General features: G+C 37.0%; 32 protein-coding genes and 1 pseudogene. 16 read left to right on the plus strand and 17 right to left on the minus strand.

Going from position 1 to position 26271, the window contains the following annotated elements:
- Positions 1–116: 116 nt before the first annotated feature.
- The 3 genes from ACNAZ4_RS09590 to ACNAZ4_RS09600 are packed head-to-tail and all read right to left on the minus strand — an operon-like array spanning position 117 to position 2456.
- Positions 117–1487: a nucleoside recognition domain-containing protein gene (locus ACNAZ4_RS09590; protein WP_415814200.1), complete on the minus strand. Its 1371-nt coding sequence runs from the start codon at positions 1485–1487 to the stop codon at positions 117–119.
- 29 nt (positions 1488–1516) lie between these two features.
- The gene (locus ACNAZ4_RS09595; protein WP_415814078.1) at positions 1517–2212 is read right to left on the minus strand and encodes a FeoB small GTPase domain-containing protein; all 696 of its coding nucleotides are present in this window, start codon (positions 2210–2212) and stop codon (positions 1517–1519) included.
- Complete coding sequence (locus ACNAZ4_RS09600) at positions 2205–2456, minus strand: FeoA family protein (RefSeq protein WP_415814079.1); 252 nt, start codon at positions 2454–2456, stop codon at positions 2205–2207. The genes ACNAZ4_RS09595 and ACNAZ4_RS09600 overlap by 8 nt, the downstream gene beginning before the upstream one ends.
- A 605-nt stretch (positions 2457–3061) precedes the next feature.
- Here ACNAZ4_RS09600 and ACNAZ4_RS09605 point away from each other — a divergent pair.
- The 3 genes from ACNAZ4_RS09605 to ACNAZ4_RS09615 are packed head-to-tail and all read left to right on the plus strand — an operon-like array spanning position 3062 to position 4888.
- Positions 3062–3658, plus strand: coding sequence for a TetR/AcrR family transcriptional regulator (locus ACNAZ4_RS09605; RefSeq protein WP_415814080.1), 597 nt, complete (start codon positions 3062–3064; stop codon positions 3656–3658).
- 16 nt (positions 3659–3674) lie between these two features.
- Positions 3675–4085 carry a transcriptional regulator Spx gene (spx, locus tag ACNAZ4_RS09610; protein ID WP_415814081.1) on the plus strand — a complete coding sequence of 137 codons (411 nt, stop codon included), beginning with the start codon at positions 3675–3677 and terminating at the stop codon, positions 4083–4085.
- Between the two features lie 38 nt (positions 4086–4123).
- Positions 4124–4888 (plus strand): GTP pyrophosphokinase, encoded by a 765-nt coding sequence (locus tag ACNAZ4_RS09615; RefSeq protein ID WP_415814082.1) that lies wholly within the window; start codon positions 4124–4126, stop codon positions 4886–4888.
- Between the two features lie 351 nt (positions 4889–5239).
- On the opposite strand, the gene ACNAZ4_RS09620 is transcribed toward ACNAZ4_RS09615, so the two are convergent.
- Complete coding sequence (locus ACNAZ4_RS09620; protein ID WP_415814083.1) at positions 5240–5362, minus strand: hypothetical protein; 123 nt, start codon at positions 5360–5362, stop codon at positions 5240–5242.
- A gap of 165 nt (positions 5363–5527) precedes the next feature.
- Between ACNAZ4_RS09620 and ACNAZ4_RS09625 the strand changes: the two genes are divergently transcribed.
- Positions 5528–6421: a helix-turn-helix domain-containing protein gene (locus ACNAZ4_RS09625; protein WP_415814085.1), complete on the plus strand. Its 894-nt coding sequence runs from the start codon at positions 5528–5530 to the stop codon at positions 6419–6421.
- A gap of 84 nt (positions 6422–6505) precedes the next feature.
- Here ACNAZ4_RS09625 and ACNAZ4_RS09630 read toward each other — a convergent pair whose 3' ends face one another.
- Both ACNAZ4_RS09630 and ACNAZ4_RS09635 read right to left on the minus strand, forming a co-directional pair.
- Positions 6506–6952: a hypothetical protein gene (locus tag ACNAZ4_RS09630; RefSeq protein ID WP_415814087.1), complete on the minus strand. Its 447-nt coding sequence runs from the start codon at positions 6950–6952 to the stop codon at positions 6506–6508.
- A gap of 23 nt (positions 6953–6975) precedes the next feature.
- Positions 6976–7599: a hypothetical protein gene (locus tag ACNAZ4_RS09635; RefSeq protein ID WP_415814088.1), complete on the minus strand. Its 624-nt coding sequence runs from the start codon at positions 7597–7599 to the stop codon at positions 6976–6978.
- A 329-nt stretch (positions 7600–7928) separates the two neighbouring features.
- Between ACNAZ4_RS09635 and ACNAZ4_RS09640 the strand changes: the two genes are divergently transcribed.
- From ACNAZ4_RS09640 to ACNAZ4_RS09655, 4 genes are all read left to right on the plus strand, one after another.
- Complete coding sequence (locus ACNAZ4_RS09640) at positions 7929–8564, plus strand: helix-turn-helix transcriptional regulator (RefSeq protein ID WP_415814089.1); 636 nt, start codon at positions 7929–7931, stop codon at positions 8562–8564.
- Positions 8565–9132: 568 nt separating this feature from the next.
- Positions 9133–9561, plus strand: coding sequence for a MarR family winged helix-turn-helix transcriptional regulator (locus tag ACNAZ4_RS09645; protein ID WP_415814091.1), 429 nt, complete (start codon positions 9133–9135; stop codon positions 9559–9561).
- A 34-nt stretch (positions 9562–9595) separates the two neighbouring features.
- Positions 9596–10231 carry a nitroreductase family protein gene (locus tag ACNAZ4_RS09650; protein ID WP_415814092.1) on the plus strand — a complete coding sequence of 212 codons (636 nt, stop codon included), beginning with the start codon at positions 9596–9598 and terminating at the stop codon, positions 10229–10231.
- A 22-nt stretch (positions 10232–10253) separates the two neighbouring features.
- Positions 10254–10550, plus strand: coding sequence for a putative quinol monooxygenase (locus ACNAZ4_RS09655; protein ID WP_415814093.1), 297 nt, complete (start codon positions 10254–10256; stop codon positions 10548–10550).
- A gap of 221 nt (positions 10551–10771) precedes the next feature.
- Here the strand turns inward: ACNAZ4_RS09655 and ACNAZ4_RS09660 are convergent, their stop codons facing one another.
- From ACNAZ4_RS09660 to ACNAZ4_RS09680, 5 genes are all read right to left on the minus strand, one after another.
- Complete coding sequence (locus tag ACNAZ4_RS09660; protein ID WP_415814094.1) at positions 10772–10954, minus strand: hypothetical protein; 183 nt, start codon at positions 10952–10954, stop codon at positions 10772–10774.
- Positions 10955–11069: 115 nt separating this feature from the next.
- Positions 11070–11534: an ankyrin repeat domain-containing protein gene (locus ACNAZ4_RS09665; protein ID WP_415814095.1), complete on the minus strand. Its 465-nt coding sequence runs from the start codon at positions 11532–11534 to the stop codon at positions 11070–11072.
- Between the two features lie 131 nt (positions 11535–11665).
- Positions 11666–11875, minus strand: a complete 210-nt coding sequence (locus tag ACNAZ4_RS09670; protein ID WP_415814096.1) for a hypothetical protein — start codon at positions 11873–11875, stop codon at positions 11666–11668.
- A 153-nt stretch (positions 11876–12028) separates the two neighbouring features.
- On the minus strand, positions 12029–12778 hold the full coding sequence (locus ACNAZ4_RS09675) for a GNAT family N-acetyltransferase (protein ID WP_415814097.1): 750 nt from the start codon (positions 12776–12778) through the stop codon (positions 12029–12031).
- A gap of 61 nt (positions 12779–12839) precedes the next feature.
- Positions 12840–14054 (minus strand): MFS transporter, encoded by a 1215-nt coding sequence (locus tag ACNAZ4_RS09680; protein ID WP_415814099.1) that lies wholly within the window; start codon positions 14052–14054, stop codon positions 12840–12842.
- A 433-nt stretch (positions 14055–14487) separates the two neighbouring features.
- Here ACNAZ4_RS09680 and ACNAZ4_RS09685 point away from each other — a divergent pair.
- Positions 14488–15285, plus strand: a pseudogene (locus tag ACNAZ4_RS09685) (tyrosine-type recombinase/integrase).
- A gap of 342 nt (positions 15286–15627) precedes the next feature.
- Here the strand turns inward: ACNAZ4_RS09685 and ACNAZ4_RS09690 are convergent.
- From ACNAZ4_RS09690 to ACNAZ4_RS09700, 3 genes are all read right to left on the minus strand, one after another.
- Entirely contained in the window at positions 15628–16272 is a 645-nt protein-coding gene (locus ACNAZ4_RS09690) for a hypothetical protein (RefSeq protein ID WP_415814100.1), read from the minus strand.
- Positions 16273–16626: 354 nt separating this feature from the next.
- Positions 16627–16788, minus strand: coding sequence for a hypothetical protein (locus ACNAZ4_RS09695; protein WP_415814101.1), 162 nt, complete (start codon positions 16786–16788; stop codon positions 16627–16629).
- 86 nt (positions 16789–16874) lie between these two features.
- On the minus strand, positions 16875–17285 hold the full coding sequence (locus tag ACNAZ4_RS09700; RefSeq protein ID WP_415814103.1) for a tetratricopeptide repeat protein: 411 nt from the start codon (positions 17283–17285) through the stop codon (positions 16875–16877).
- Positions 17286–17556: 271 nt separating this feature from the next.
- Between ACNAZ4_RS09700 and ACNAZ4_RS09705 the strand changes: the two genes are divergently transcribed.
- The 5 genes from ACNAZ4_RS09705 (at position 17557) to ACNAZ4_RS09725 (ending at position 22484) form a co-directional block, all read left to right on the plus strand.
- Positions 17557–17949 carry a hypothetical protein gene (locus ACNAZ4_RS09705; RefSeq protein ID WP_415814106.1) on the plus strand — a complete coding sequence of 131 codons (393 nt, stop codon included), beginning with the start codon at positions 17557–17559 and terminating at the stop codon, positions 17947–17949.
- A 271-nt stretch (positions 17950–18220) separates the two neighbouring features.
- Positions 18221–19903 (plus strand): GMC family oxidoreductase, encoded by a 1683-nt coding sequence (locus ACNAZ4_RS09710; RefSeq protein WP_415814108.1) that lies wholly within the window; start codon positions 18221–18223, stop codon positions 19901–19903.
- A gap of 453 nt (positions 19904–20356) precedes the next feature.
- Positions 20357–20695, plus strand: coding sequence for a L,D-transpeptidase (locus tag ACNAZ4_RS09715; RefSeq protein ID WP_415814110.1), 339 nt, complete (start codon positions 20357–20359; stop codon positions 20693–20695).
- A 535-nt stretch (positions 20696–21230) separates the two neighbouring features.
- Positions 21231–21398 (plus strand): aspartyl-phosphate phosphatase Spo0E family protein, encoded by a 168-nt coding sequence (locus ACNAZ4_RS09720; RefSeq protein ID WP_415814111.1) that lies wholly within the window; start codon positions 21231–21233, stop codon positions 21396–21398.
- Positions 21399–22088: 690 nt separating this feature from the next.
- On the plus strand, positions 22089–22484 hold the full coding sequence (locus ACNAZ4_RS09725) for a DUF3224 domain-containing protein (RefSeq protein ID WP_415814112.1): 396 nt from the start codon (positions 22089–22091) through the stop codon (positions 22482–22484).
- 340 nt (positions 22485–22824) lie between these two features.
- Here the strand turns inward: ACNAZ4_RS09725 and ACNAZ4_RS09730 are convergent, their stop codons facing one another.
- The 3 genes from ACNAZ4_RS09730 to ACNAZ4_RS09740 form a co-directional block, all read right to left on the minus strand.
- Entirely contained in the window at positions 22825–23274 is a 450-nt protein-coding gene (locus tag ACNAZ4_RS09730; RefSeq protein ID WP_415814113.1) for a hypothetical protein, read from the minus strand.
- 332 nt (positions 23275–23606) lie between these two features.
- Positions 23607–23897, minus strand: a complete 291-nt coding sequence (locus ACNAZ4_RS09735; RefSeq protein ID WP_415814114.1) for a helix-hairpin-helix domain-containing protein — start codon at positions 23895–23897, stop codon at positions 23607–23609.
- Positions 23898–24057: 160 nt separating this feature from the next.
- Positions 24058–25020 (minus strand): helix-turn-helix transcriptional regulator, encoded by a 963-nt coding sequence (locus ACNAZ4_RS09740; protein WP_415814115.1) that lies wholly within the window; start codon positions 25018–25020, stop codon positions 24058–24060.
- 115 nt (positions 25021–25135) lie between these two features.
- On the opposite strand from ACNAZ4_RS09740, the gene ACNAZ4_RS09745 reads away from it, so the two are divergent.
- Together ACNAZ4_RS09745 and ACNAZ4_RS09750 are read left to right on the plus strand one after the other, a co-directional pair.
- Positions 25136–25615 (plus strand): GyrI-like domain-containing protein, encoded by a 480-nt coding sequence (locus tag ACNAZ4_RS09745; protein WP_415814116.1) that lies wholly within the window; start codon positions 25136–25138, stop codon positions 25613–25615.
- 21 nt (positions 25616–25636) lie between these two features.
- The gene (locus tag ACNAZ4_RS09750) at positions 25637–26104 is read left to right on the plus strand and encodes a phage tail protein (RefSeq protein WP_415814117.1); all 468 of its coding nucleotides are present in this window, start codon (positions 25637–25639) and stop codon (positions 26102–26104) included.
- Positions 26105–26271: the final 167 nt, after the last annotated feature.

Raw genomic sequence — 26271 nt, forward strand, 5'->3', positions numbered from 1 at the left:
CTCATTATAAAGTATCTTTTGTTCTTTATAAAGAATTCCTCTTCAACAAATTTAGGAGAAAAGACACAGTGCGTTATTAGCAACCAGTTCTTCTTGATTAATTGAGCTCCCCTTTTCTACACCCACCCAAAATAACGGGCCGCCTGAGCAATAACGAAGGTTACTCCAAGCGCAATCACGGTTGGGATGATGAAAGCCATGAAGGTCCATTTCTTGCTTTTCGTTTCTTTGTAGATATTAATCAGTGTGGTTCCGCATGGATAGTGCAATAAAGAGAAGAGCATCATGTTCAATGCGGTAAGCCAGGTCCAATTATGCTCCAGGAATATTTGTTTAATGTTTTCGATTCCGCCCGCATCCACCAGCTCACCTGTTGACAGATAGCCCATCAACAAAACGGGCAGCACGATTTCATTCGCCGGCAATCCGATGATGAACGCCATCAGGATATAGCCATCCAGCCCAAGCGTTTGTCCTAATGGATTGAGGAAATGCACAATATGCAATAAAACGCTGCTGCCATTTACATCGATGTTCGCCAATACCCAGGTCAGAATCCCTGCTGGTGCTGCAACTTTTACAGCTCGATTAAGCACGGCGAGGGAATTATTAAGTGAAGACCGGATGACGGTATCGAAGATTTTCGGCTTTCGATAGGGCGGTAACTCTAGCGTATAGTGAGTAGGAACACCTTTCAGGAGCGTTTTTGATAGAATCCAAGATACAGAGAAAGTGACTACTATACCAAATAAGACGATCCCAACAATGACCGATGTGGATACAAGCGTTTTGATTCCTCCGGTGAAATTGGCTGCCATAAAGAGGGATGCCAGAAGGATGAGTGTGCCCCATCGCCCGTTACATGGGACAAAGTTATTGGTCAGGATGGCTAGCATTCTCTCACGCGGTGACTCTATGATCCTCGTGGACATCATCGCCGCGGCATTACAACCAAACCCCATCGCCATCGTCAACGATTGTTTCCCATGTGCTCCAACGGTTTTAAACAAGCGGTCCATATTGAACGCCACTCTTGGCAAATAACCGTAGTTCTCCAACAGAGCAAAGGTGGGGAAAAAGATCGCCATCGGTGGCAGCATCACGCTGACAACCCAGGTGGTTCCCCGGTAAAAGCCGAGCACCAGAACCCCATGAAGCCAATCTGGAGCATTTAGGAAGTTGAAGCCCATTGTGATGTACCCTTCCACCCAGCCGAAAAAGTCAGCAAGCATCGCTGAAGGAATATTCGCCCCGGCAATCGTTAAATAAAACACCGTACCTAACATCAGCAGCATGATCGGGAATCCCCAAATCGGCGATGTCAATACAGCATCCAGCCTTTCCGTACGCTGGTCATGCCTTGTTTTTGAATAGATTACACTGGCATTGATGGTTTCTCTGCTCTTCTCATAAAGCGCCTCGACAATTTTATCTCTTGTTTGTGGAGAAGAATGTTTTTCTGCTTCGCTAAAAAGGTCACTTAACATCTGCTGTTTTTCGCGTGCTGTATATTCCATCAGCTTAAGGCCTCCTTGATTCCATTCCTGTACTTCAATTCTTCCAGTAAGGTTTGATCACCGTCCAGCAGCCGTAGCGAAAGCCACCTGGCTGGCACCCTCTCTCCAAACACCTTTTGAACCATCGGCAAAAGTGAGTCTATTTTACGTTCTGTTTCCTCATCATAGGTGATTTTGATCGGGGAACACGGAATCACCCCGCTGATGACTCGTTCAATTGTGTCCAAAAGCATCGGGAGGCCGGTTTTATTCCGGGCGGAAATCTTGATGACAGGAACGCCCAGCCGTCTCATCATCAATTTTTCATTGATCCTGATCCCCATTTTCTCAGCCTCATCGATCAGGTTGATACACACAATCACTTTTTCCGTCACTTCCAGGACCTGAAGAGCCAAATTCATATTCCGCTCTAAAGCGGTTCCGTCCAATACCACGATGGTGAGGTCCGGTTTTTCAAAAACAATATAGTTCCGTGCTGTTTCTTCATCAAGTGAGTTCGAGAAGAGGGAATATGTTCCCGGTAGGTCAATCATCGAGTAGGACTTCCCTTTATGCGAAAACGTCCCTTCCTTCATTTCGACCGTCTTCCCTGCCCAGTTGCCTGTATGCTGCTTCAATCCCGTCAGCGTGTTGAACAAAGTGCTTTTCCCCGTGTTCGGGTTTCCCGCCAAAGCAATCCTGTACTTGTTATCCACGGCTGATCAGCTCCCCTTCAATGCAAATGCTTTCCTCTTTCCTTAATGCGATCGAGGTACTGGAGACACGAAAAGCAATCGGATCGCCTAACGGACTTTTCCTGAGAACCTCGACGATTGCTCCAGGCACAAAGCCTAAATCAAGCAATCTCCTGCGCATGACCCCTTCCAGCCTAAGAGCAGAAATCTTTATCAAATCGCCTTTAAGACCATCAAACAACGTCAGTTTATTAGCCTTAACCATATTTATTTCCTCCACCTCAATATTTTTCCCTAATGCAACTTTTTGATTTGATTTAAGTATATGCACATAGATTGATATTGTCAAAATTTTTATGAAAAAGAGAGCAGGTACAGTGGCACAAAAAAGGAAGCACAGGGTACGTCCCCATGCTTCCCTCTTAAAAGATTCCGCACTTTAATCCTCCACTTGTCCCTCAATGTCAAACAGGAATCGCCCTAAGCACTAGCCGCGATCTCCCCGAGTTTTATATACTCCCCGATAAACACCAAAAATGCACCGATCACCAGAATTGCCGTACCAAGAACAATGATACTTTGGGTAGAATAGCTTTCCATTCCGCACCTCCAAAAGTCATTCGCCCAATATCGTATTCTTTTTTCATTCAATGGTGCAGGTCTGCTCTTGGAACAAAGGATTCGCCCTTTTGTACGAGTCCGAGTCCTCCTAAATTAGATTTCCCGACTCCATCCCTCTTTTTCAGGAAATATGACATGTTGTCACATTGACATATGACACAGTGTCATATATTATTTTAGTTATAATATGACACTGTGTCACATCACTAAATTGAGGTGATTACCATCCCTAAACAAACGTTTTTCAATTTGCCAGAGCAAAAAAGGCAAACGCTTCTTGAAGCAGCAGAAACCGAGTTCACGAGGGTTCCCTTTTTCGAAGCTTCGATCGCGAATATTGTGAAATCAGCCGGAATCTCGAGGGGCAGCTTTTATCAATATTTCCAGGACAAGGACGATTTATATTTCTTCTTATTAGAAGATAAATTGAAAATGGCCAAAATCTATTTCAGTGCATTATTGGAAAAACATCAAGGGGATTTAATTGAGGCCCTGATTGAACTGCAAAATTACTTCCTGCTTGCTTTATCGGATGAGGAAGAAAAGCAACTTTTAAAAAACGCCTTGCTCTACACCACACACAGAGTGGAAAGCTCCTTTACAAGTATCTGGGATACCTACCTCGAAAAAGAGGAATTCAAGAAGGTCGGGGAATTGATTAATAGAAGTTACCTGGATGTCACTGCAGAAAAAGAGTTGCTACATATATTCAAAATCGTCTCTGCACTGGCCTTTAACAACCTGATCGAAAAAACAGTGAAGGGCTTATCGGATGAAGAGGCAATACAATCCTTCAAACTTAGCATGAATTTGCTAAAACACGGAATTTACAAGCGAAACCTATAATCGGAGGTGCAGGATCATGACTGTTACGATCTATGGATTAGGATGCAGGTCCACTAAGAAAGCAAGAAAATGGATGATTAACAACGAAGTCCCTTATGTCGAAAGGAATATGATGGAGGAGCCTCTGACCGTTCATGAACTTCAGGAACTGTTGCGCATGACAACCGATGGCACCGATGACATCATCTCTAAGAGGTCCCTTCCCTACAGGACCTTGAATATCGACTTTGACAAACTTTCATTAATTGAGTTACTGGAAATCGTCCATCAACATCCGCGGTTGTTAAAAAGCCCACTGATCGTGGATAACAAGAAGCTTCAAGTTGGGTATAACGAGGAGGAAATCCGGCAATTCCTTCCGAGGAAGGTTCGTAAATTCCAGTGGCTGCAATGGAAAATGGAACACTTACACCCTCTGGAAGGATAGCAGGAAACTGAATTTCAACTTCAAGGAGCAGTGTGCATATGGAAGAATTGACTCAGCAGTATACCATCAATCCTAAAAAAATGAGGAACGAGCTAAAACGGTTTTCTTTGATTTATAAATTCGCGCTGGATGAAATGAATACAAAGATCAATATTCTAAAAGAAGAATTCATCCACATCCATGACTACAATCCAATCGAACATTGCAATTCAAGGATTAAATCACCCGAGAGCATCATGAAAAAACTGCACAGGAAGAACCTTGATTTGTCGATTGAATCGATCAGGGAAAATATTAAAGACATTGCCGGGATCCGGATCATCTGTCCCTTCATCACGGATGTTTATAAAATAAGCCAAATGATTGAAAACCAAAAGGATATCGAGCTGGTCGAACGAAAGGATTATATCAAGAATCCCAAACCAAACGGTTATCAAAGTCTGCATCTTATCATAAAAATCCCGGTCTTCATGTCCGACCGCGTCGAAATGGTTTTTGTCGAATTGCAGATCCGCACCATCGCCATGGATTTCTGGGCAAGTCTGGAACATAAAATCTACTATAAATACGACAAGGAAATACCCGAAAGAATTAAAAAAGACCTAAAGGACGCAGCCATATCCGCTGCTGAGCTGGATTTGAAAATGGAGAATATCAATAATGAAGTGGCCAATTTAAAAGGGCAGGATGATGCAAATGAAGACCTTCTTCTTTTCCCTGAGACTTTGAATTTACAAAAGAACAATGTTCGATCCTTCCTTAATGGGTTTCTTGTGGATGTACCCAAAGAGGTGAAAAAGTAATCAATCTCACTGTTACTGTCGCGAAGCAAAGGTGGCGTCCTTTGCTTTTTTTTACCAATCCCTTTGCTATAAGCTATAGGAGATTGGAGGCTATATGAAGAAAAAAATGATTATTCCTTTCCCTTCATACATTATGCAGTCATCAAATTCAACCTTGGTTCTCCCCATTCTCCTCTCTCCAATACAGATTTATATTAAGATTTTCATAGATATCATTAACCACAAAAAAGCCAATACAAAAGGTATTTCTACCTTTTGTATTGGCTTTTCCCATTGGTCAAATTGAGTTGAATTTTTATTAATATGATAATTTTCCAACCAATATGTTTATCACATTCAATACTGAAATAATCAATGCTGGTTTGGAAGATCGTGAAGTGGCTCAATATCGTGAGATTTAATTGTTACTTGCCCATTAATAGTTACAGCAGCCAATAGTCCCACTGCAAGAATCATGCTAACAACCTTTTTCATAGAATATCACTCCTTGATAATTTCTAACACCATCATATATCATTTGTAAATTTTTCGGATTTTCAGTTTTATGGGGAATAATATCGAATATTAACGATAAAACGTCAAATTTTGTAACTTTATTGGTAAAATATAATCATAGTTATAACATTGGAGGGGTAGTTTGTGAACAGGGCAGATATAATCGGAAAACAAATTAAATACCTTCGAAACCAAGCTCAGATAACTCAAAGCCAGTTGGCTGAGGGAATCGGTACCCAAGCTCAAATAAGTAAAATTGAGAGCGGTGAAGTAATTCCTTTGTGCACGACCTTATATGAAATCGCTCATAAGTTAGGTGTTGATGTTAACTACTTTTTTAATCAAGCTTATTTCCCAAGGTTTGATTATGTAAAAGAAATAATATTTCAAATCAGGAAAGCAATCAGGGAACGTAATTATGAAGAAGTTGAGCATATTATAAAAGCTGAGGAAGGACACATAGCGTTTAAGATCCCGATTAACCATCAATTTATGCTCTGGCATATGGGAGTAGTAGAATACTATATAAGAAAGGATGTTAATAAATCTTTAGACCTTTTAGAATCAGCTTTTATGGTTGGAAAAAGTAAGAGTAACAGTCTTCCTATTTCCATCCAGGACATTGAGATTCTAAACAGTCAAGCCATTATCTATAATGAAATTTCCGATTTCGCTCATTCTGTGAAAATTTATAAGAACGCCCTGAATTATTTAAAAAACATGCCGGAAATACCGGATAAAAGAGTAGTCATCCGTCTTTATTATGGAATCGCTAAATCCCTTTTCAAATCAAACTTGTTCAAAGAATCCATAATATATTGTGATAAAGGGATTAAACTCTGCTTGAACGAAGAGCTCCTTTACTTATTAGGAGAACTGCATTATGAAGCAGGACAGAACCATCAGGCTTTAAATAACCACATCCAAGCCTTGGATCATTATTCCCGCGCCAAAGAAACATTTCATATTTCCGAAAACAAAAATTTTCTTGATGCTACAGAAAGAAAGCTTTCTCAACTCTCAAAACAAAATCATTGATGGTTTTGTTTGAATCTATTATTTTCAATACATAATAAGAGACAGCAAAACACATTGCTGTCTCTCTAAGTATATTCGGAGTGCTTAATAGCCCTCCACTGTACCTGAGTATCTTGTTGATTTCGCTCTGTATAGAGGTGGCTTATCATACCCTGTCGGCACCGAAACTTCTGTTACTACAATTCTCCAGTCACCACTTCCTGCACTGCTGTTTAAGGTTACCTGAGAAGTAGAGGTAACTGTTTTACTTACCATAGTTGACCACCACAACCCATTATCTCTTTGTAATTTTACTACTACGCCCTGTTTACCTGCAGTTTGAATGAACTCATCAACCTTAAATTTTACACTTACACCATCCTTCATTGAGTAAAAGTGATGGTAGTTGGAAGGTACAGAAGTAGTACTTGGTGTTGTAGTCCCTCCGAAATTTGTAATAAAAACATTCGCAGATGCTGGAGTTACAACTGCAAAGATTACTAGAAGTCCTAAAAGCAATGATGACAGTTTAATAGACGCCTTTTTAACCATTTATACCAGCTCCTTACTGTAAATTAAGAGGTAATTTTAGCAGTTGTAATTCTGTACTCTCGATTAGGAGCATTAACTTCAACTACTAATGTCGTGTAATAGCTAATAGGTAAGTATTTGAGAGCTGTGAATTTTCCATTACTGGTAACTCTTGCCACCTTAGCTGATGATCCATTGATAATACCATCTAATCCTTCCACTTTAGTAGACTCGGACCTGGAATACATAGTACCGGTTGTTTCTGCACGGGCGGTAACCGCTGTTAAATAACTACCATTCCAGGAAAAGTTCCCACCGACAGCGTGAGAAAAATTCCATCCGTTGGTATTTGCAACATAAGCTTGATACTCTTTTGAGCCAACCGCTGCTATTGAGATTGAGGAATAATGTAATTGACCTTCTTCCAAACTAGAAGGAACACTGTTTTTTTCCTTAAATCCTACTTTTAGGTTTTTTCCTTTTAATTCGAAGTTATTTTCACCATTAGCCAGTTTTACGTTTGCTTTTTCTACCAGTTCGTTAAGCTCTAGGTTTAGAGCATCAATCTCCTTGGCCGTTGGATAGTGACCTTTCTCTGCTGCGCTTGCTCCATTGGCAGAAATGAATAAAATAAATCCAAATGCCAAGAGAAACAGAATCTTTTTCACTAGAATTCCTCCCTATTCTTTTCAAAGGTATACCTTTATTAAGTTTTGAGCTCATTACCATTATCTAGGTAATTCTATTAATTTGTCACCGTAATTCCACCTAGGAAATCCGCAATATTTTGAAGTGGAAATATCTAATTTATGAAGAATTCACAATATAAATATAGTTATATTAATATTGCCTATTTGGTGAAAAACGGTTATTTTGGGTTTGAATTTAAGACACAGAGGGCAATTGTCTGAATTTGCGGATTTCACTAAAATCAATTACTAATATAAAATTAAAATCAGAGAATGGACTATATATATTCATAAAGGGGGTGTGAGGAATGACGAGGGTATTAATCATTAATGAAAATGAACTTTTTGGATTAGGAATAAAGCAGCTATTAGAAAAAGAATCAGACTTTAAAGTTACTTTTTTACAACCACTATCTAAGGAATGTAAAAATACAAAAATCATTTCCGCTTATGATGTTTACCTATTAGAATCCACTCCCATGAGCCTTGAATTGGCAAAGCAAATTTTCGAAATTAATCTAAAAGCTCGAATTGTAATGTTTTATGATAGATATATCTCTCACCTTAAGCAACTTGTTAGCGTAGGCATAAGCGGATTTATAAAAACAACAACATCCATTACTGAACTCATATTAACATTGCGCCTTGTTAATCATGGACATGCTTCATTTCCATTGCCATTACTGGATCAGTTAATTACCGCCAAACAAGATTTCAGCTCCGATAGTATTATTCCTGATAACGTCTTATCAAAAAAAGAATTGGAAATACTACACTGTATAGCAGCCGGTAAAAACAATCGAAAAATCTCCGAAGAATTATTTTTAAGTGTCCGCTCTGTTGAATATCATTTAACAAAAATATTTAAAAAGTTGGATGTTGAATCGCGTTTAGAAGCTCTCTCTAAAGCTATTAGTCTTAATATAATACAAATTAGTAACTAAGCCACAGCTAACTGAAGCGAATATATTAGGAGGAATTACAAATGGAATTATATATGATTATATTTGTATTTTTTGTATGCTTTATCATCAGTGCAGTTTTAAATATTCTCTTTAAAATGACACAGAGAATTAATTGGATAATGTCCTTGCTATTAAGTCTATTTCTGTCGATCGTCTTTGTTGCAGTACTAGGAGTCAAATAACTATTTATGAGAATTGTTCCCGTACAGGATGAAAAGAAAAGAAAAGAATTTTATAAACAAAAATGAAACTACGAGCAATATAAAACCTCGCTACGCAAAAAAATCAAGCATGGCGAGGTTTTTTAAACTTGTTTAAAAAACAAAACTGTACTGAAACATTTGGACGTACTTACTCTCTGCTTTCCTCAAATAAAACCACCAGCATAAGATCTGCCTCTTTGCTTTAAAATATAGGAGAATGGACGCCTTTTTTTTTTGCGGCATTCTTTTTCCCAGGATTCATCATTTGACTTCACGGTTAATTCGTACTATATTAGTTGACGTATCAATAATTGAGCTATCAATTAATTAAAGGCGGGTTGCATATGGAGAACAGCAGCATGGACAATGAACTCATCATCCAAAGGTTTTCTGAGATTAACAAAATGGCGATGGCGAAGTTCGAGCGCTGTGCGGGCATCAGTCCTTCTCGGCTTGAGATTCTCCGGGAGCTTTATCACTCAGAGGAAATCACGCAGAGAGCACTTCAGAAAAAAATCAATATTGACCATGCAGCAGTAACCAGGCATCTGAAGCAGCTTGAAGATAATGGTATGATCATCCGCAGGAAAAATCCTGAAGATCAGCGTTTTACCTTTGTCCAGCTGTCTGAAGAGGGAAAACGGAAAGTGAGCGCGTACTGTGAAGAAAAACAACGGTTCATTTCCAGCTTGCTCAAAGGTTTTTCACAAAAAGAAAATGAAGTTCTTCTCCAAATGCTTACACGCCTCCAACAGAATATCGAAGAGATTTAACCATACACCAAGACAATTATAAGGAGAGTGCAACATGACTACACATACCCAGAACGACTTCAACGAAATTATCACAGGCCGCCGCTCCATCAGGAACTATGACCCAACGGTAAAAATCAGCAGAGAAGAAATGACGCAAATTCTTGAGGAAGCGTCATTGGCACCTTCATCCGTCAACTTGCAGCCATGGCGTTTTGTTGTGATTGATTCCAAGGAAGGAAAAGAAACCCTTGCACCGTTAGCTAAATTCAACCAGAGACAGGTCGCATCTTCCGCAGCTATGATCGCAGTGTTTGTAGACATGAAGAGCGAGGAATACCTGGAAAGAATCTATAATACCGCAGTGGAAAAAGGGTTCATGCCTGCTGAAGTAAGAGACCAACAAGTTCCCGCAATCGCAGGACTTGTAGAAATCATGACACCCGAGCAAAAGAAAGAAATGTTCCTCATCGACGCTGGACTCGTATCCATGCAGCTGATGCTCGTAGCTCGCGCGCACGGCTATGATACCAACCCAATCGGCGGATACGAAAAGGACCAGATCGCTGAAGCCTTTGACATGGATAAGGATCGTTTTTATCCCGTCATGCTAATCTCAATCGGCAAAGCCGCTGACCAGGGGTACCAATCCGTCCGCTTGCCTGTAGATGTCATTGCACAGTGGAAATAATCGAAAAAAGGAGAAATGAATCATGATTATCATTCATGCCGGTTTTCAAGTAAAAACAGATGTAGAACAGGAATTTCTAAAAGAAATAAAGCCGTTAATTGAAGCATCAAGAGCCGAACAAGGCAATGTCTCCTATGACCTTTTAAAAGACACCGAAAAAGCCGGAGCCTATACAATGGTTGAATTATGGAAAGACATGGAGGCCGTACAGACCCATAACAAGGCAGAGCACTTCACCGCCTTCCTGGCCAAAGCACCACAATTCATGGCTGCTCCAACAGACGTAAAGCTATTTTCTGCTGAGCCGATTTCTAAATAGAAAAAATCCACAATTTTCATATACGAATTAGCAAAACAAATCGCATATATTTAGCAATAAAGAAGGAGCTGGATTTGAACGATCCCAGCTCCTGTTTTTTTCTTTTGTATTCTTTGTTATGGTAAAGCACCCGTATGTTTAAGTGCATTTTTTCACAAACTTAAATTTTTATTAATTGTAAGAATCAGTTTAATCTTCTTGATGACCTGACCTGTCTCAATCTATAATGTTTCATTTTTTTCACTTATATCTTTTAATTGTTTTTTTATAGCTCTAAGTTCTAATTTTAAAGCCCTTACTTCTTCAGAATTATCTATTCCCTTGCTTATGGCATATCGGAGCATAAAATATAAAACCATTAAGCCAATAATTCCAGAAAAGAATAGTGAAAATATAAATTCCAAAGTACGTCTCCCCTAACCGTTCCTATAAAAAGTGAAATAAACATTCATATGCAAATGAGGTGCCGAAGCTACCTCAGTTGTTAACTCAACACCATTAAGTTAAATAAGATATATATTAGAAATATTTTTCCAAATCATAATTTGCGATAGTTCTAGCAAGTTCAATAGGAGATACCCCATAATTATTCTGTAAGAGTTTATCAGCCCCATACCTTAATAATAAATGTATCATTTCTCCTTTTCCATTCGAGTAAAAGACAGCGTTAGACAAAGGAGTATTGCCGTTAAGGTCTTTTAAATCAACTTCACCTTTATGATCTAATAATATTTTTGCAATATCTAAAGAATAGTTCTGTGAAGCAAAATGTAATGCGGTATAACCATTACCATCTCGTAAGTTTACATTTGCCCCCTTTTTCAACAATAACTTCACAACTTCATTTTCTTTATGAATAACAGCATACATCAATGCAGTTCTTCCTTCTACTTCATCAGTCGAATTTATATCATCTATAACGTCAACTAGTGATTTTACTACATCCCATTCTCGATTAATTGCAGCATCTAATAAATTTGACAATATACTACCTCCTTACTTATAAAGATAATATATTCTTGTTGAAAATAAGAATTCCTTCTTGAACTAAACTGCTTCGTTTGTTTAAGTGAATTTCTTCGCAATCTTTAAATTGATATGACTTCATTAGCGATTTAGTAAATGTAGTCCATTATTTTTTGAAATCCAAAGGGTAAAGTGAAAGAAACTAGTAATCCTATTACAATAGAAGAAGCAGCAAAAACAACAAATTTACTAAAGGAAATTTCTTTCCTTTTATATGCGGTAAGAAATACTTTATTTAGACTAAAGACAGTAATAAAAATTATTATTGCTGAAAATATACTTGCTATGATTACCGCCATTCTACAGCTCCTTTTAAAACTCTTTTATTGATATTATAACAAAATTATCCAAATACTTATTCAACATTACTGCATCTATAGCTTAATAAGGAATTCAACAAAAAAATGCATAAATCCTTCCTGATCAACGCTCCCTTTACTCTTCAATAAGTTTTAGTTTTCCCTTTTGAAAACCTTATTTCGTTCTATAACTGTACATCCATTATTCCGGAATGTTTTAAGCATTGGAAGGTTGTTGTGACCTGTACTGCCAATATAATGGGTGGCCTTAAAGTCATTTTTTAATATTTCTAATGCTTGTTGATGAAGAAGTTTGCTTTTTCCCTTCCCTCTTTCGCTTGGAATGATTCCAAAATAAAATATCCTTCCTTCTTCTGAAGTCCCGGGTTCTATATGGGGCATAATTACTCCGATTGGATTTCCCTTATCATAAGCAATAATACAAGATTTCTTATAGTTGGGTCCTAATTCCAACTCTACACTTCGCATTTGTTCGTCAACATTTAGCGAAGAAGGTGCATTTAATGAGCCTTTCATAGATTCCTCCCAAACCCTTTTAAACTCTGCTAACGAAAGTTCGTGTAAATCCTTTAGTAAGAACCCGTTTTTAACCTTAGATGAATCATCTAACAGCTTGTGGACAGTAACATTTTCATCATGTAACTTAAACCCATTTTCTATTAAAAGAAAGTCTACTTCTTTGTTAAATTTACTATTAACCAGTATATTTACATTTTTACAGTTCTTTATAAATGACTGTCCCATCAGATATTTTATAAGTTCAATTAGCTCTTGATTCGCAAGACTTTTTGTATCTTCAATAGTTACAAAGTTTTCTCCTTTTACAATTTTTATTCTTGCCAATAAATCAGAATTGCTTTGTGATTTCTTTACCTCCATCATTTCAGCCCCTTAAAGTTATAAAGGCATGGGACCACAGATGATCCGCAGTCCCACTCTATCATTAATTATTCAATTCGATTATATTCCTAACAAACAAGTGCTTACTTTTAAAAACAATTAAACTGACCGCTGCAAGCAGTATTCCTGAGATCATAAACACGATTCTTATGCCCAGTAAATCTGCTAACAGTCCCATAACAAGAGAACCAACGCCAAAGATTCCAGTACCGATAGCGCCTAACGAAGTATAAACCGTTGATAACTGTTCTTTTGTAACGCTGGTTTGTATCACTGTTTGTTGAGGTATGCCTTTAATTTGTCCAAAAATCCCTACACAGAGCGACAATAGGAGTGCAGCGATTGGTATGCTGTTTAGGCTAAATAGTAATGTAACTAAGGAGCTTAGGATTGAACCTATAAATATAATGGTCCCCAATTTCTTTTCAACGATTGAAGAATATTTAATACAATAAACACTTCCTAAAATCAATCCTATAAAGAAGGCGCCATTGATAAATCCCCACCACTGTCCACCAACCTCTAAAGCATCGTTAACAAACACAAGGAGTATGGCTGCTATCCAAACCGTTCCTGCGATTGTCTCAAAGAAGTCTAGCCAAGCAATCTTTCTTAATACTGGAGTGTTAGATAAAGTTACCCATCCCTCCGTAATCTGTTCAAATTTCCCTTTAGCCTCAATTCTATTATCAGAAACACTTTCTAAAAGACTGAGCAAGATGCTTGCTCCTATAAACAAACCTCCTGCTAACCATACCAGTTGCTGTGAGCTCATAATAATTAAGAATAAACTCCCTATGAACCACATCACTGCTTGTATGATCTGTGTAACAGTTTCTGCAAGTCCATTGGCTTTAATTAATTGACTAGGATTAACATAGTATGGAATTAATGTCTGCCTTATTGGATTTGCGCAACCATCTAGTAAAGCAATCAATCCTATGATTAAGAAAATCAAATAATAATTTGATGCTGTAATTCCACCTAACATTACTCCCAGAATAAAAAGCAGAATAGTCTTTCCGATTTGCGATCCAGCCATTAACCATTTAAGATTTACTTTCCCCACCAAAAGTGGTGTTAACAGACTAGATATAAACATGGAAGAAGTAATTGTAAATGGTACAAATGAGGAAGCTGTTGCCGAGCCCGTTAATACAAAAATCGTACTGATGATACTGACCATATACAATACATCGCCAATATTAGCGAGCGATTGACCCAATAGTAATAAAGAAAAGTTTTTATTCAAGTTCATTTTATGTCCCCCAATTTCTGAAATGAATGTTTTCTAAAATAGGGACATTTTTAAATTGGATTGTTCATTAAATATTTACTCCTTTCATATATCTGATAAATCTGGGGACTAGATTTATCACAAGAATTGTTAGTATCATTATTAAATGTTTATATGAACTTCAGGCATAATTAAGACACTTAAAAACATTGTATTTATAAAATTTATACTGCACACTCATATTGAATTAACCTGCTTAGGTTAGCAAAACCGCTTCCTGTATTTGTACTTCTCCATATACATTTCAACACTTCGAATGAATTAGCTCATTAGAAGACTTAGTTAAATTAACTAAGTTTGTTAGATATGATACAAATTCTATTCACCAAGTCTAAATTTCTATAAAACTGGCAAGAATACCTTCTAATATCCTAATTAAATGGGAGGGATTGGTTTGTTGCTATCAACTGCTTGGAAGTCCTATGAAGCAGATAAACGTATTGAAGGATTCTCACCATATACCTTAAAAGCATATGGTATTCAGGCAAAGCTGCTCATAAGCTATTTTAAGGACCCAATTATTGCTACCTTCAATACAGAAGGATTAAAGAAATATCTTGTTACTCAAGGCAAGGATTTAAAACCCTCAAGTTTGGCCCACAGAATCCGGTTTATGAAGTCATTGTTTCGCTGGTGTCACGAGGAAGGCCATTTAACCATAAATCCAGCCGCAAAGATCAAGGAACCTAAAGCCGGCAAGAGAATCCCGAAGTTTCTATCAGAAAGGGAAATTGAACTTTTACGTGAAGCTTGTATCAGCCCTATGGAAAAGGCACTATTCGAATTGATGTTTTCTACTGGCTGCAGAATTGGAGAAATCGCTGCACTTGATCGAAATTGCATTAATTGATCTAACCGCTCTGCCATCGTCAGGGGAAAGGGTGACAAGGAACGAGAAGTGTATTTTAATATCCGGGCTGAATTATGGCTTAAGCGATACATTGATAGCCGCCAGGATAAAGATCCGGCCATTTTTGTAACAGAGAGACAGCCACACAGGATGAGTATTGCCCAAATGAGGTATTACATTAAGAAAATCTCAGCGCGTGCCGGCATAGATAAGGAAATTCATCCCCACCAACTCAGACACAGCTATGCTACCCATTTATTGAATAATGGAGCCCCAGTTGAAGTTATCCAAAGCCTTTTGGGCCACGAGAAAAGTGAAACCACTCGAATATATGCCCAATAAAGCGGAAGGCTGAGACAGGAGTTTTACCAGAAATATTTCTAACAAAGCTAAGAAGCAACGCAAAATTATACGTTGCTTCTGTACTCTTGCACCCATTAGTTTAAGTACATTCCTTCACAAACTTTGCTTTTCTATCCCTTCTAAAAAGAAGAAGCAACTGTTTACACAATCTTATGGATAAAAGTCAAAATATACACTCTCTTAGAGAAGGACCGTTATTTCACAAGGTTCAATAAATTTTGTTTTCATTCAGTACAGATTTCTCCGGAGTTTTGAATAACTTATAAAGAATTAGAAGGCTGCTTTAAGAGCACCCATCTAATTCTTGGTATTAATTTAACCTTAGAAAAGGTTACTTAAATCTTCTTCTTCTAAGATGCCATCCGGACGGAGTGTGATCTTTTTGGCAAATGATTTTGAGTTCTTAGCAAGGTTTTGAAGTCCAGCCAAGTTACCTGGCAGAGTCTTGTGTGATTTCTTGCACTTTTCATTCTTACAGTCCTCGATATCTACATCTTGTTCTACAAGAATAACAATGAGTACAAATCCCACATCGGTAACCGCAAAGAATGTTAAAACAACAAATTCTCCAATAACCGGATTGTCAGCAAGTATTAAAGTATAGGCTCCTATTATTGTGTCTAAAATCCCTTTGCCGGAAGTTGTTAAATACTCGGTATTATCAACTTGAAAACATTCTGGTTTATTTACAGTAAGAGAGTTAAATTGACCAGGGATAACCACAAAGCTTTCCTTTATTGTACAGTCAGGACAAATTTCTGCAAAAATAGTCGGACCATTTGTGAAACCTTTACATTCACACTTTTTACCTTTGTCGTCATCATCCTTTTTGTCCTTTTTATCCTTGTGCCCATCCGAACTTCCACAGTTGACGCTCACTGTTTGGTTAATATTAATATTGCCCAGCAGGTCTTTGAGAAAATCTAAAGTCTTGTTATCTCCTGAGTTTCTAGGATCATAACCCATATCTATCCCTCCTTTCGCTTATTTACTATAAAAGTATGAAGAAAGGAGGGATATAGTGTTGGCACTTGTCCTTAAGCAAAACCCCATTTTTAATATTTAGAGAAATATAGGTCCGGTGTGCCAATGACTAGATATTTCATAACCACACAGCGTTGAAAATAAGTATTTTAACACTCTGCAAGTAGTATCAGCACCCGGTATTTCTATTTGCTTCAGCAGAAAGGTGCCTCAACCCCGTTAGTTGAGGAGCACAGTTTAGCACGCTTATTTAATAGCGGCTTAAAAAAATTATAATAACCTCTACCTCATTCCAAATATGTACCAATGTTTCCACAGTAATTTTCCCATTTTGCATTAGTTCTTCAGGCGTTTAAAAAAAACAAACTCTTTATTATGCTCGCCTAGCCCAAAGCCTTCTTCTACATTAAGTGTTCCGTATAATTTCCCTTTATACCTGAATTCAATTTCGTGACCTATTTTAATATCCCTTACTATTTCGTCATATGGAAAATTCATAAATGCTCACTCCTCTGCATTCATATTACAGATCGGAAAAATTTCTTTTGTTCTTCCACTAACCTGCCTCGTTAGCTACATAAGGTTTACTGGTTCGACATTTTTTGAAGGGCGGCCAACTTTTTAAAATTCTTATCATAACTCTGGCGTTGAAGTAGGTTTTCCAGCCAATATTGTGCCTTATGTTGTTCTCCATTCTTGATAAACGTCTGGATTATCTTTTTAAAGTTTCCACTGTACTTAAAATTTTCATTTTTCATCAATTCCAGAGCTTTATTAAAACAATCCGAAGCCTTATGATATTCTTTTGTAGAGGAATATAACAGTCCAAGGTATATTAGACCACTTGATGTTTCTTCCTTGCTAAAATTTTGCTGATTGGCAAGGTTCATCACTTTTATTGCTTTCTTTTTTAAAAACCAATTTTCAAATGTATTAGCTCTATATACATAATCCTCATACTTTTTAAGTGGTTTTATTAGTGAGAAGATTCCCATAATCGATCCTCCAGTGGATTTAGTGGAATATCCTTGTTGAGCTAAACTGCTTCTATAGTTCAATAAGGAATTCAACAAAAAAGGTGCTTAATCCTTCGTGGATCAACGCACCCATTAGTTTAAGTGCATTTATTCACAATGTTCGCTGTCTATACAAAGATGAAGCTTGCTGACTCTTACAAGTTAATGAGACTAACAGCAATTTCGCTAAAAATTTCTAATTGTTGTAAAATAGTGTACAGTAATTTTATTTTAAGGGAGGGTAATGAAAATGAAAATTTTGTATGATGAAACATACACTTCAAATGAAGGAAATCGAGCAAGCAGGAATATTTGGTATGGAGATGCTGATATAACAGTTGATGGTGAGCATGGTAAAATCATTAATCTTAATGAAGATTTTATGGATAATTTATGCGAAATAATAAAAAATGATTTATCTAAAAATACAGCAAATAAGCCTACTGAAACTAACTGGTATATTTATGGAAGTGGTGTAACCCTGGAAAATATTGGAGAAATTAACCTTCCGACAATTATGGTTCGTGAGAAGTCTGACGAGTTTATAACTAATTTTAATATCAGTGACCATGATTTTGCTGTAAATATTGATGCTATTCTGCTGTTTAAGGCTGAATTTGATAAACGTTTAGCTGGTAATTGAGGAGTAATAACACTATAAGCATTTTCAAACTATTTGAGGGAATGATTTTATAATGAAATCATTCTCCTTTTCATGTGATGGGAGTCTTTTTGTGTGGAGGAAAAGGACATTTAGAAATACAGATTGTGAATAATTACACTAGCTTGAATTTTGAAGATTGTAATACTTTCTTATCTTTAAATATGGACACTCACACCTAGGTGGATATTCTTCATACAAATAAAGTAAGGGTCGTAAACAGACTTAATACACATTGTAGAGGAATGATGAAATGTCCGAAAAAAATACCTACGATTATATTGTGATTGGCGCGGGGACTGCAGGTGGAGTAATTGCAAAGAAACTAACCGATGATAAAAAAAGCACTGTCATTGTTCTGGAACCAGGAACAAATATGGTCAAAGAACTAAGTAGTCCTTCTGGGGCAGCATCAGGGATTTTAGCGTCTGATAATAGGCATTCCTTTAATATGCTTACAAATGCAGAGCCAGCTATTGGGAATCAACAGCTAAGAATATCCAGCGGCAGAGCAATTGGCGGGAGCTCCGAACATAATGCCATGTATGCTGTACGGGGAAGCAGTGACCTTTATGATGAGTGGGCACAAATAGTTGGATCTCAATGGAGTTATAACAATGTCAGTTCTTTATTCTTGAAAAATGAAACTTATACAGGGAAGACGCAAGAACCCGAAGAACGCGGAAGAAAAGGCCCCATTTTTGTCAGACAGCAAAGCATTCCCGTTGACGGGCTTACCTATACGCTAGCAATAGCAGCATCAGATGTACTAAACATTCCCATTGTCGAAGATTACAATACTGGTATACGGGATTGTACATTTTTTAGATCGCAATTTTTAAATAAGGAGGAGAATGGACACTTCGTTCGTTCATCCACAGCCACTGGATATTTAAACAGAAAAATTGTAACACGAGGAAATGAGTTCCATCCAGATGAAGTTGGGATTGGGCGAAGAAATTTAGAAATCTTGGCTAAAACAACCGTTAATAAAATTTTATTTGAAAATGATAGAGGAGTTCAAATTGCCGTGGGCGTTGAATTTGTTCGTAACGGTAAAACAAATAGAGTATACGCTAAAAAAGGGATCATTGTCAGTGCAGGTAATTTTTCCTCTGTTATATTACAACGTTCTGGAATCGGGGATCATGATGATCTGGCTAGAGCAGGAATTGACACATTAATTGATAATCCGAATGTAGGGCATAACTTTCAATCCCATTTTACCGTTGGATTAGGTGTTGAAGTAGAAACTCAACGGATTTTAGATCTCATTTCTGCAGATCCAAGTAATCCATTTCCATTAGGGGCTTTTAAAGGAGAAGGCAGAAGTGGCGGACGCCGCCTACAATTATACGGCTCGACAACACCTTCGTTTGTCCCGGCAGCAGATGTCTTAGCTAATCATTGGGGATTTAGTCCAGCAAAGCGGAGCAATATAATGAGCATTGGCATTTTTGATCTTAACCCTTCAAGTAGAGGCAGTATTTTGGTTGCACATAGCGACCCTGAGGCATACCCTTCCATAGCCCTAAATCCGCTAGGGGAACCTGATGACATGGATTTCATGGTGGAACAGTATTTGGAGACTTACCGCATTATGAAAAAAGCCCGGGAACTGGATCCTGATGGCATTTACAAGGTCGTCTACCCGCCTGAAAATGTCTTTCGAAATAGAAATAAGGAAGAACAGCGTACACAATTAGAAAGTTATGTAAGAGCTTCATATCGTAATCTCGCTCACTTTGGAGGCCAATGCAGGATGGCCAGTAGCATTAGAGACGGAGTTACAGACGGATATCTCAATGTCTTTGGTACGAGAAACCTAAAAGTAGCAGACCTCTCTATTTCCCCTATTTTACCAGATGGTAACACGTCTATGCCTTCCCAAATGATTGGTTTAAATGCCGTAAAATTTATTAAGGAACAAAAATGATTTGGTATTTAAGACTGGTCCACCTGTTATGAAAAATAAAAAAGGCGTTGGTTAGAAATTGACCAACGTTTTTCTCATAATATATTTGTAATATCTCGTGGTCAACAATATTTTTGTTCTATCCCCTCTAAGTTAATAAAGTTTAAAATGCCGCCATATTTCAAGCAATATCCCTGAGCAGATGAATTTTATCCATAGAAAAGCTCAGCTTTCCCTAGAAGACAATATTCTTTACTAACCTGCCCCATTACCACCATAAGATCTTTAAGAAAAAAGTGCATTAATCCTTTTTGGTTTTATGCAACTGTTGGCTAACAAGCACCTTCTCTTCTATTGCATGTACTCCCAACGTACTGTTCATTTTCTTCTCATACAATGCTATTCAATACACCCTTGCTAAATAATAAAGGTTTGAGGTAAAACAAACATTATTAAAAAATGGAGTTGATCTTCGTGGCGAGATGGATTGACGTATCAACATCAAAACACCAATTAAAATTGTATGACGGAAACAGAGTGATAAAATCCTATCCGATAGCTACTGGCAAAATATTAACTGCGACACCGTTTGGCACTTACACTATAATAAATAAACAACCAAATCCTCCTAAACATGTCTTTGGGGCTTTGTGGATGGGATTATCGAGACCTCATTATGGAATACATGGAACAAACAATCCATCATCCATAGGTAAAAGCGTTTCTCACGGTTGCATTAGAATGTTTAATCATGATGTTCTAGACTTATCATCTCGTGTTCCAATTGGTACTAGGGTCATCATTCACATATAATTCTCTTAATCCGCTATTCTGCATAGATTGTATCTTACGACTACAGCCCAGTAGTACTTTAAACTAACCTGCATCAAGTTTGTTTAATAAGGAATTCAACAAAAATGTGGGATAACCCTTTCTAGCTCACCCCACCCGTATGTTAATACTAACGTTCTTTATCATTTTTATTTCTACTTAGATAATTCAAAGTGTAGTATACAATCCAAAAAAACTAATGCTGTAAGTATTGCTAGTGGTTTTAATTTCGAGGTAAATAAATGACTAGTAATATTCCAATAATTAAGAACGGGACTAGGAATAACCAATATCGCTAATTTTTTTACTCTTTAAACATATATATCTTTCCCCCTTTGTTACCTTTTCTTCTTCAACATTACTGCATTTTTTTGAAGGTAAGCTCACCTTTAGTTTATAAATAACAAGTAACTAGTTTTGACTTCTTTTGTCGGATTGGTTTAATTCCTGAATATGGTGATATAGTATTAAATGTATTTTTTTGTATATTTATTTTTTACAGGAGTTTACTATCACAATGAAAAAACCTTGTAGCAAATCGAAGCTTTTATGTGCCAAAATCCAATTATTAAGAAGAAAGATGATAAGATGTGGCCAATTTAAGGGTTATACTCACCCTGAGACATTAAAGTTTAGTGAAAAACTAGACAAATTAATTTTTCGATATCAACGTGAAAACAAATAACAAACACATACATACATTACTTTTTGTCACATCTTTTTTGTAATTTTTCTGTCTCGATAATATTAGTTACCCACATAGAAATACTAAATTTCAGAGACATAGAGATTCCGATTCTTCATCTCATCCTTGAAATTGTTATATTTATGTTTGTTGGTATTATGGATGTAAGGATATCAAAAAAAACTTAACGAAAGCTTTTGTGGGACTGTTCATTGCAAATTGTGTACAATGGTGCTAATGTTGATAAACATAGTGTATTGTCCTATGTAAAGGAGAGTAAGCTATGGTAAGTGTGGAGGAACGCTTACTAATAATTAAGGAGCTTGGACGCTTACTAATTGATCTGAACAATTGCAGCGATAACCAAGTCCGTAACAACATCTACCTAGATATCCTTCTTCTTCGTAATGCCTTAGTCTTGACTGCTATTTAGTAGCAGTCTTTTTTAATGCACAACTTTGTCAAATTAACATCTACTACTTGCTTATTAAACATTACTGCCCCTATAGTTCAATAAGGAATTCAACAAAAAAGGTACTTAATCCTTCCTGGATCAACGCACCAGTTACTTTAAGAGTGATTTTTCACAAAGTTAGTAAAACAAAATATATTTAAACACACGAATATGATGGTGTATTCTGGTAATATATAGAGGAAATTATTTCTATTAAGAAAGGGAGGTGATCGTTAATGGATGTAACATTTACAGTGACTAAATGGGACGAAAAGCCACTAGAAGACACTAGAAAAGATTTCCCTATTAATATTGCCCACGTCGAATATGAAATTGTCGGTGATTTAAATGGAAAAGCTTTAGTTGAATATTTATTATATTATTTAGAATCAAATGTAGATGATGGTCACTTGGCCACGGCAAAAATATCCGGATTTCTTCATTTTGATGGGACTTATAAGGGAAAACAGGGGACATTTACAGCAGTTGAACAAGGAATATTTGATAAAGGAAATCTAAATTCTCCAGGTAAAATTATCAAAGCTACTGGTGACCTAATAAGCTTAAAAGGGGCCTATAATTATAAGTTTAAAGGCCAAACCAGTAATATGATTCTAGATTTTGAATTCTAACAAAAGACCCCAAGGTAGAGTAAAAAGGATATTCTTTTAACCAAGAAATATCCTTTCTCTATTTAACTAACCTGCATCGTTAGTAAAAGAGTAAACCCCAGCTAAATAATAGCCAAGGTTTACTTAATTTTTATTTTTTAAAAGCTTTTATAACGAAATAAATAATGGCAACAGTGATACCTGTAGATAACAATAACGGCAGCCAAGTTCCGATGACACCTTCCAAAGTAACTCCTCCTTTAGAAGTGTTTACGAGTCTTCTATGAAATAAGTTTCACCTTATAGCACAAACCTGCCCCGTAAGTTATAAAAGGGCATACGGACTAAACCTTGTTGAAATTTATAAATTTGCATAACCTACTGCTTGTAGAATAGATTCTGCCAACTGACCTGGCTTGTAGTCTCTATCAACATCGATAATTTTATCCTCTAGTATGGTATAGCCCCGTTTCTCTTTTTGAAAAGGTTCAACTGTATAACCTTTTACGAAATCCCAATATATAGATATAAACTTCAAATTTTTTGTGGCTTTTGAATATCCTTTTAGTCCCATTACTTTTTCGATAACCGACTCTTTACTCTCATCATCAGGTTTTATTACGCCAAATAAATCGAGAGCCACGTTTACCTTTTGCTCCAATTCTTCATTGCTATATGGAGCTGCCAATTTGAAAACTTTCTCAACTTCAGACAATGAGCCTTCATATTTCTTGGAAGGACTGTTTGGGATAATAAATAGATTACCAACGCTATCAATAAAAATAGAAACTATCCCATAATTAGCTCTCAATGATTTCAACTCCTTTATTGAACTTACCTGCATCGTTAGTTCAAAAAAAAGTTCTAGTAAATATGGCACCCCAATAAAGTAAACTCATAGTAAAAAAAACGACAGCAAATGTCATTATGGGTTTTGGTAATTTATTATAAAAGTAAATTAATCCTAGCCCAATCATTATGTGGATAAATACAAAAAGAACATGACTCATTAAAATTCACCTCTTCCTAAATTGTACCATTCCCCCAAAAATTGAATAAACTGTTCTTCAACTATCCTACACCGTTTGTTGAAGAAGCAATTAACAAAAGTTGCCTGAATCCTTCTTCTGGTCAACGCACCTGTTAGTTTTTGAATGATAACCTCTCTTCCTTCAATGCAGCCCTAAGTTTAGGTAATGAAGTTGGTCCCATTCCGTGTAATTGCAATATTTCTTTTTCAGTAAATTCAGATAGTTTCTCAAGAGTCAAAATTCCATTGTTCTCTAAAGCTCTTCTGGCTGGTGCTCCAAGTCTTGATAGAAAGCCACTGTTAGGTTTACGTTCTTTCTCACAGGAAGGGCAGCTAGAACAATCGCTACTTTTATAGAATTGGTGCCCCTTTTCGCAAGTTTTCAAAGTTTTCGAAGTTGGCATTTGTATACGGCTCCTCCAAATTTTCATTTACAGAATGTAACTAAAAGTTATATAACATCATTTTGATTCGCTGTGAAGGTAAAGAAAGAACCTGATTTATCTTCAAGAGGGTTTTTGAATAGTGGTCCCAAACATTTTTTAAGATGTTATCTGGCATTGCTTATGGGCAGAATAAGCCAAATCTCTCTTTTAAACAATCTAAGACTTCTTTTGGCACTTCCCTTACTTTGATATCCCTGCCTAGGAAAAGTATCCAATTCGTTAATTCGGTTACTTCTTCTGGATTTTCAGCATTAATAAAAGCCTTTATAATGGCTGTTGCCTGGAAAGGGTTCGTATAGGAAAGTGAAACGTTTATGGGATGATATTTTTTATACTGAGCAATCGCCTTTGGTCCGAGTTCAAGGACAAGATTTATTACTTCTTCTTCCTTACCTAGTTTTTCTAAAATCTCTTTCTTACTTACTCTTTTTTTTGTTGGGTAGGGTTTGACGCTAGTGAGCTTGTCGACATAAAAAATCTTCTTCACTTCTTTTCTTAAGTCAAACCCTTCAATAAGCCAAATGGTTTTTTCTCGATAAAGATGCAAAAGATAAATGGGATAAGACTTCATTCCTATCTCTTCAAATGTGGTAATCAATAGATATCGATCCATAAGAAGGATTTGAATAAGTTTTTCTAACATCGGATGGGGAAGGTCTGACAAATCTAGCAGGTCAGGATTATTCGGATTGGTCCCTTCAAATAACATTATCTGATTTAACTGAACAAGGTCATCCTGCTGGTTTTCTGATAAAAGGCCAAGTAATTTTTCAGCTAAAGATCGCCGACTCTTAAGATAAGGAAGTTGTTGATTTCTTGTAGCCATAAAGGCAATAAAAAGAGCTTTAATCTCATTATCAGTAAAGCGGACGGTGGGAAGGACCGAGTTCTTCATGACAAAATAACCCCCATCCCTTCCTACTTCAGCGACAAGGGGCATCCCTAGTGATTCTATTTCTCTAATATCTCTAATAGCGGTCGAACGAGAGATGTTAAAATCTTGCATGATCTCAGAAATTGTAAAATGTGAGCGGTTGTTGATATACCGCATAATGATATTAATCCGTTCAACTTTTTTCATGGATTTCTCCTAAACAGTATCATTTTTTGAAATGATTTAATACTATTATAAAACTATCAGGTGACGACAATACAATTCATTTGATTAATATTTTTAAAAAAGGAAGGTATTGAATATGGCAGATTATTTCTTAGAAGAAAAAAACAGCTTTGCCGTTCTAGGTTTTGGAACCGAGCTTAAGAGTCATTATACAGACTATGCAGGCATTATTAAGGAAAAGTCAGACTTTTGGAAGTCGGTTAAACAAGATGGAAGGCTTGATGCGTTAAAAGCAATCGCGATCAATGACTATATCTTTGCTGTAAACGAAGCCGTTAATAACAAGATGATGCATTATGCTGGGGTTATGTCAGAAAAATCCCTACCGGAAGCGACCAGAGTGATTGAATTTCCTAAAGGTTTCTACCTTGTTGTAAAAGGTGAAGCGAAAAATGCTGATGAGCTGCATAATACGCTAACTGGCATTGCTTTTGGTGAAGTATTGCCCGAAGCAAAGGATTGTGCATATGTTGGCGGGCCAAATACAACAGTTGAGATGGAGCAGCGAAGCGATTCAATATACGGTGAAATCTGGATTCCTGTTATTATGAAATAAAGATATAAAGGGTGGTTGGAAATGGCCTATATCGTTGATTTTAAAAATGTCTCAACAGTTGGTTTAGAATCTTCACCAGTAATAAAGGCGCTTGCGGGTTTACGTGCGAATGAAGCCCGTTACTTTATGAACAAATATAAGCACGAATTTACAGTTGTCCCAGTTAGCGAAAGCAAGGAGACCCTTGATTATGTGAATCGAATACTGAAAGAAGAACGGAATATTGAGTTTGCGGCAAAACCTTTAGAAACGTCGCGGTTTCAGGTCGAAAATATCAACTGGGCCTTCGTCTTTTATGCGGATGGTCTTGCAGTCAATGTCTTGTACACATTGGATGGCCCTAAACCGAAGCGCGCCGTTGGCTTTAAGCTTTCTGAGGGTATGGAGATACCAAAAGAGCTAGATGGAAAGTTTAAGTTCGCCAGGCAGAAGTCGAAACTAGCTGGAACCATTCGGGGCTCGTTTTTTGTCATTAAAGGAGTATATTAAAGGAAGCAATAACATTCATAGAGAAACTCATTTCCCAGCATGAGTAAAAAAGCAAGGATCACGAGTCATTCAGATAACAAAACAGCACTTCTTTACTAGGTAGAAGAAGTGCTCCTCGGTTTTTCGCTAAAATCACACAGTTGAAATTAAACTAAACTGCTAATTTT

The sequence above is a fragment of the Mesobacillus thioparans genome, from assembly GCF_965138835.1.
GTDB classification, from domain to species: domain Bacteria; phylum Bacillota; class Bacilli; order Bacillales; family Cytobacillaceae; genus Mesobacillus; species Mesobacillus thioparans.

What these genes read in the sequence shown, in the direction of transcription:
- ACNAZ4_RS09675 (WP_415814097.1), bottom strand. Translation starts at nt 12,778, where the DNA reads ATGATGGAGGTAAAGAAATCACAAAGCAATTCTGATTTATTGGCAAGA.
- ACNAZ4_RS09590 (WP_415814200.1), bottom strand. Translation starts at nt 1,487, where the DNA reads ATGTTAAGTGACCTTTTTAGCGAAGCAGAAAAACATTCTTCTCCACAA.
- ACNAZ4_RS09630 (WP_415814087.1), bottom strand. Translation starts at nt 6,952, where the DNA reads ATGGTTAAAAAGGCGTCTATTAAACTGTCATCATTGCTTTTAGGACTT.
- ACNAZ4_RS09600 (WP_415814079.1), bottom strand. Translation starts at nt 2,456, where the DNA reads ATGGTTAAGGCTAATAAACTGACGTTGTTTGATGGTCTTAAAGGCGAT.
- ACNAZ4_RS09695 (WP_415814101.1), bottom strand. Translation starts at nt 16,788, where the DNA reads ATGAATTTTCCATATGACGAAATAGTAAGGGATATTAAAATAGGTCAC.
- spx (WP_415814081.1), top strand. Translation starts at nt 3,675, where the DNA reads ATGACTGTTACGATCTATGGATTAGGATGCAGGTCCACTAAGAAAGCA.
- ACNAZ4_RS09615 (WP_415814082.1), top strand. Translation starts at nt 4,124, where the DNA reads ATGGAAGAATTGACTCAGCAGTATACCATCAATCCTAAAAAAATGAGG.
- ACNAZ4_RS09670 (WP_415814096.1), bottom strand. Translation starts at nt 11,875, where the DNA reads ATGGCGGTAATCATAGCAAGTATATTTTCAGCAATAATAATTTTTATT.
- ACNAZ4_RS09690 (WP_415814100.1), bottom strand. Translation starts at nt 16,272, where the DNA reads ATGGGTTATGATCCTAGAAACTCAGGAGATAACAAGACTTTAGATTTT.
- ACNAZ4_RS09645 (WP_415814091.1), top strand. Translation starts at nt 9,133, where the DNA reads ATGGAGAACAGCAGCATGGACAATGAACTCATCATCCAAAGGTTTTCT.
- ACNAZ4_RS09740 (WP_415814115.1), bottom strand. Translation starts at nt 25,020, where the DNA reads ATGAAAAAAGTTGAACGGATTAATATCATTATGCGGTATATCAACAAC.
- ACNAZ4_RS09700 (WP_415814103.1), bottom strand. Translation starts at nt 17,285, where the DNA reads ATGGGAATCTTCTCACTAATAAAACCACTTAAAAAGTATGAGGATTAT.
- ACNAZ4_RS09640 (WP_415814089.1), top strand. Translation starts at nt 7,929, where the DNA reads ATGACGAGGGTATTAATCATTAATGAAAATGAACTTTTTGGATTAGGA.
- ACNAZ4_RS09705 (WP_415814106.1), top strand. Translation starts at nt 17,557, where the DNA reads ATGAAAATTTTGTATGATGAAACATACACTTCAAATGAAGGAAATCGA.
- ACNAZ4_RS09710 (WP_415814108.1), top strand. Translation starts at nt 18,221, where the DNA reads ATGTCCGAAAAAAATACCTACGATTATATTGTGATTGGCGCGGGGACT.
- ACNAZ4_RS09620 (WP_415814083.1), bottom strand. Translation starts at nt 5,362, where the DNA reads ATGAAAAAGGTTGTTAGCATGATTCTTGCAGTGGGACTATTGGCTGCT.
- ACNAZ4_RS09720 (WP_415814111.1), top strand. Translation starts at nt 21,231, where the DNA reads ATGAAAAAACCTTGTAGCAAATCGAAGCTTTTATGTGCCAAAATCCAA.
- ACNAZ4_RS09680 (WP_415814099.1), bottom strand. Translation starts at nt 14,054, where the DNA reads ATGAACTTGAATAAAAACTTTTCTTTATTACTATTGGGTCAATCGCTC.
- ACNAZ4_RS09750 (WP_415814117.1), top strand. Translation starts at nt 25,637, where the DNA reads ATGGCCTATATCGTTGATTTTAAAAATGTCTCAACAGTTGGTTTAGAA.
- ACNAZ4_RS09725 (WP_415814112.1), top strand. Translation starts at nt 22,089, where the DNA reads ATGGATGTAACATTTACAGTGACTAAATGGGACGAAAAGCCACTAGAA.
- ACNAZ4_RS09745 (WP_415814116.1), top strand. Translation starts at nt 25,136, where the DNA reads ATGGCAGATTATTTCTTAGAAGAAAAAAACAGCTTTGCCGTTCTAGGT.
- ACNAZ4_RS09735 (WP_415814114.1), bottom strand. Translation starts at nt 23,897, where the DNA reads ATGCCAACTTCGAAAACTTTGAAAACTTGCGAAAAGGGGCACCAATTC.
- ACNAZ4_RS09655 (WP_415814093.1), top strand. Translation starts at nt 10,254, where the DNA reads ATGATTATCATTCATGCCGGTTTTCAAGTAAAAACAGATGTAGAACAG.
- ACNAZ4_RS09650 (WP_415814092.1), top strand. Translation starts at nt 9,596, where the DNA reads ATGACTACACATACCCAGAACGACTTCAACGAAATTATCACAGGCCGC.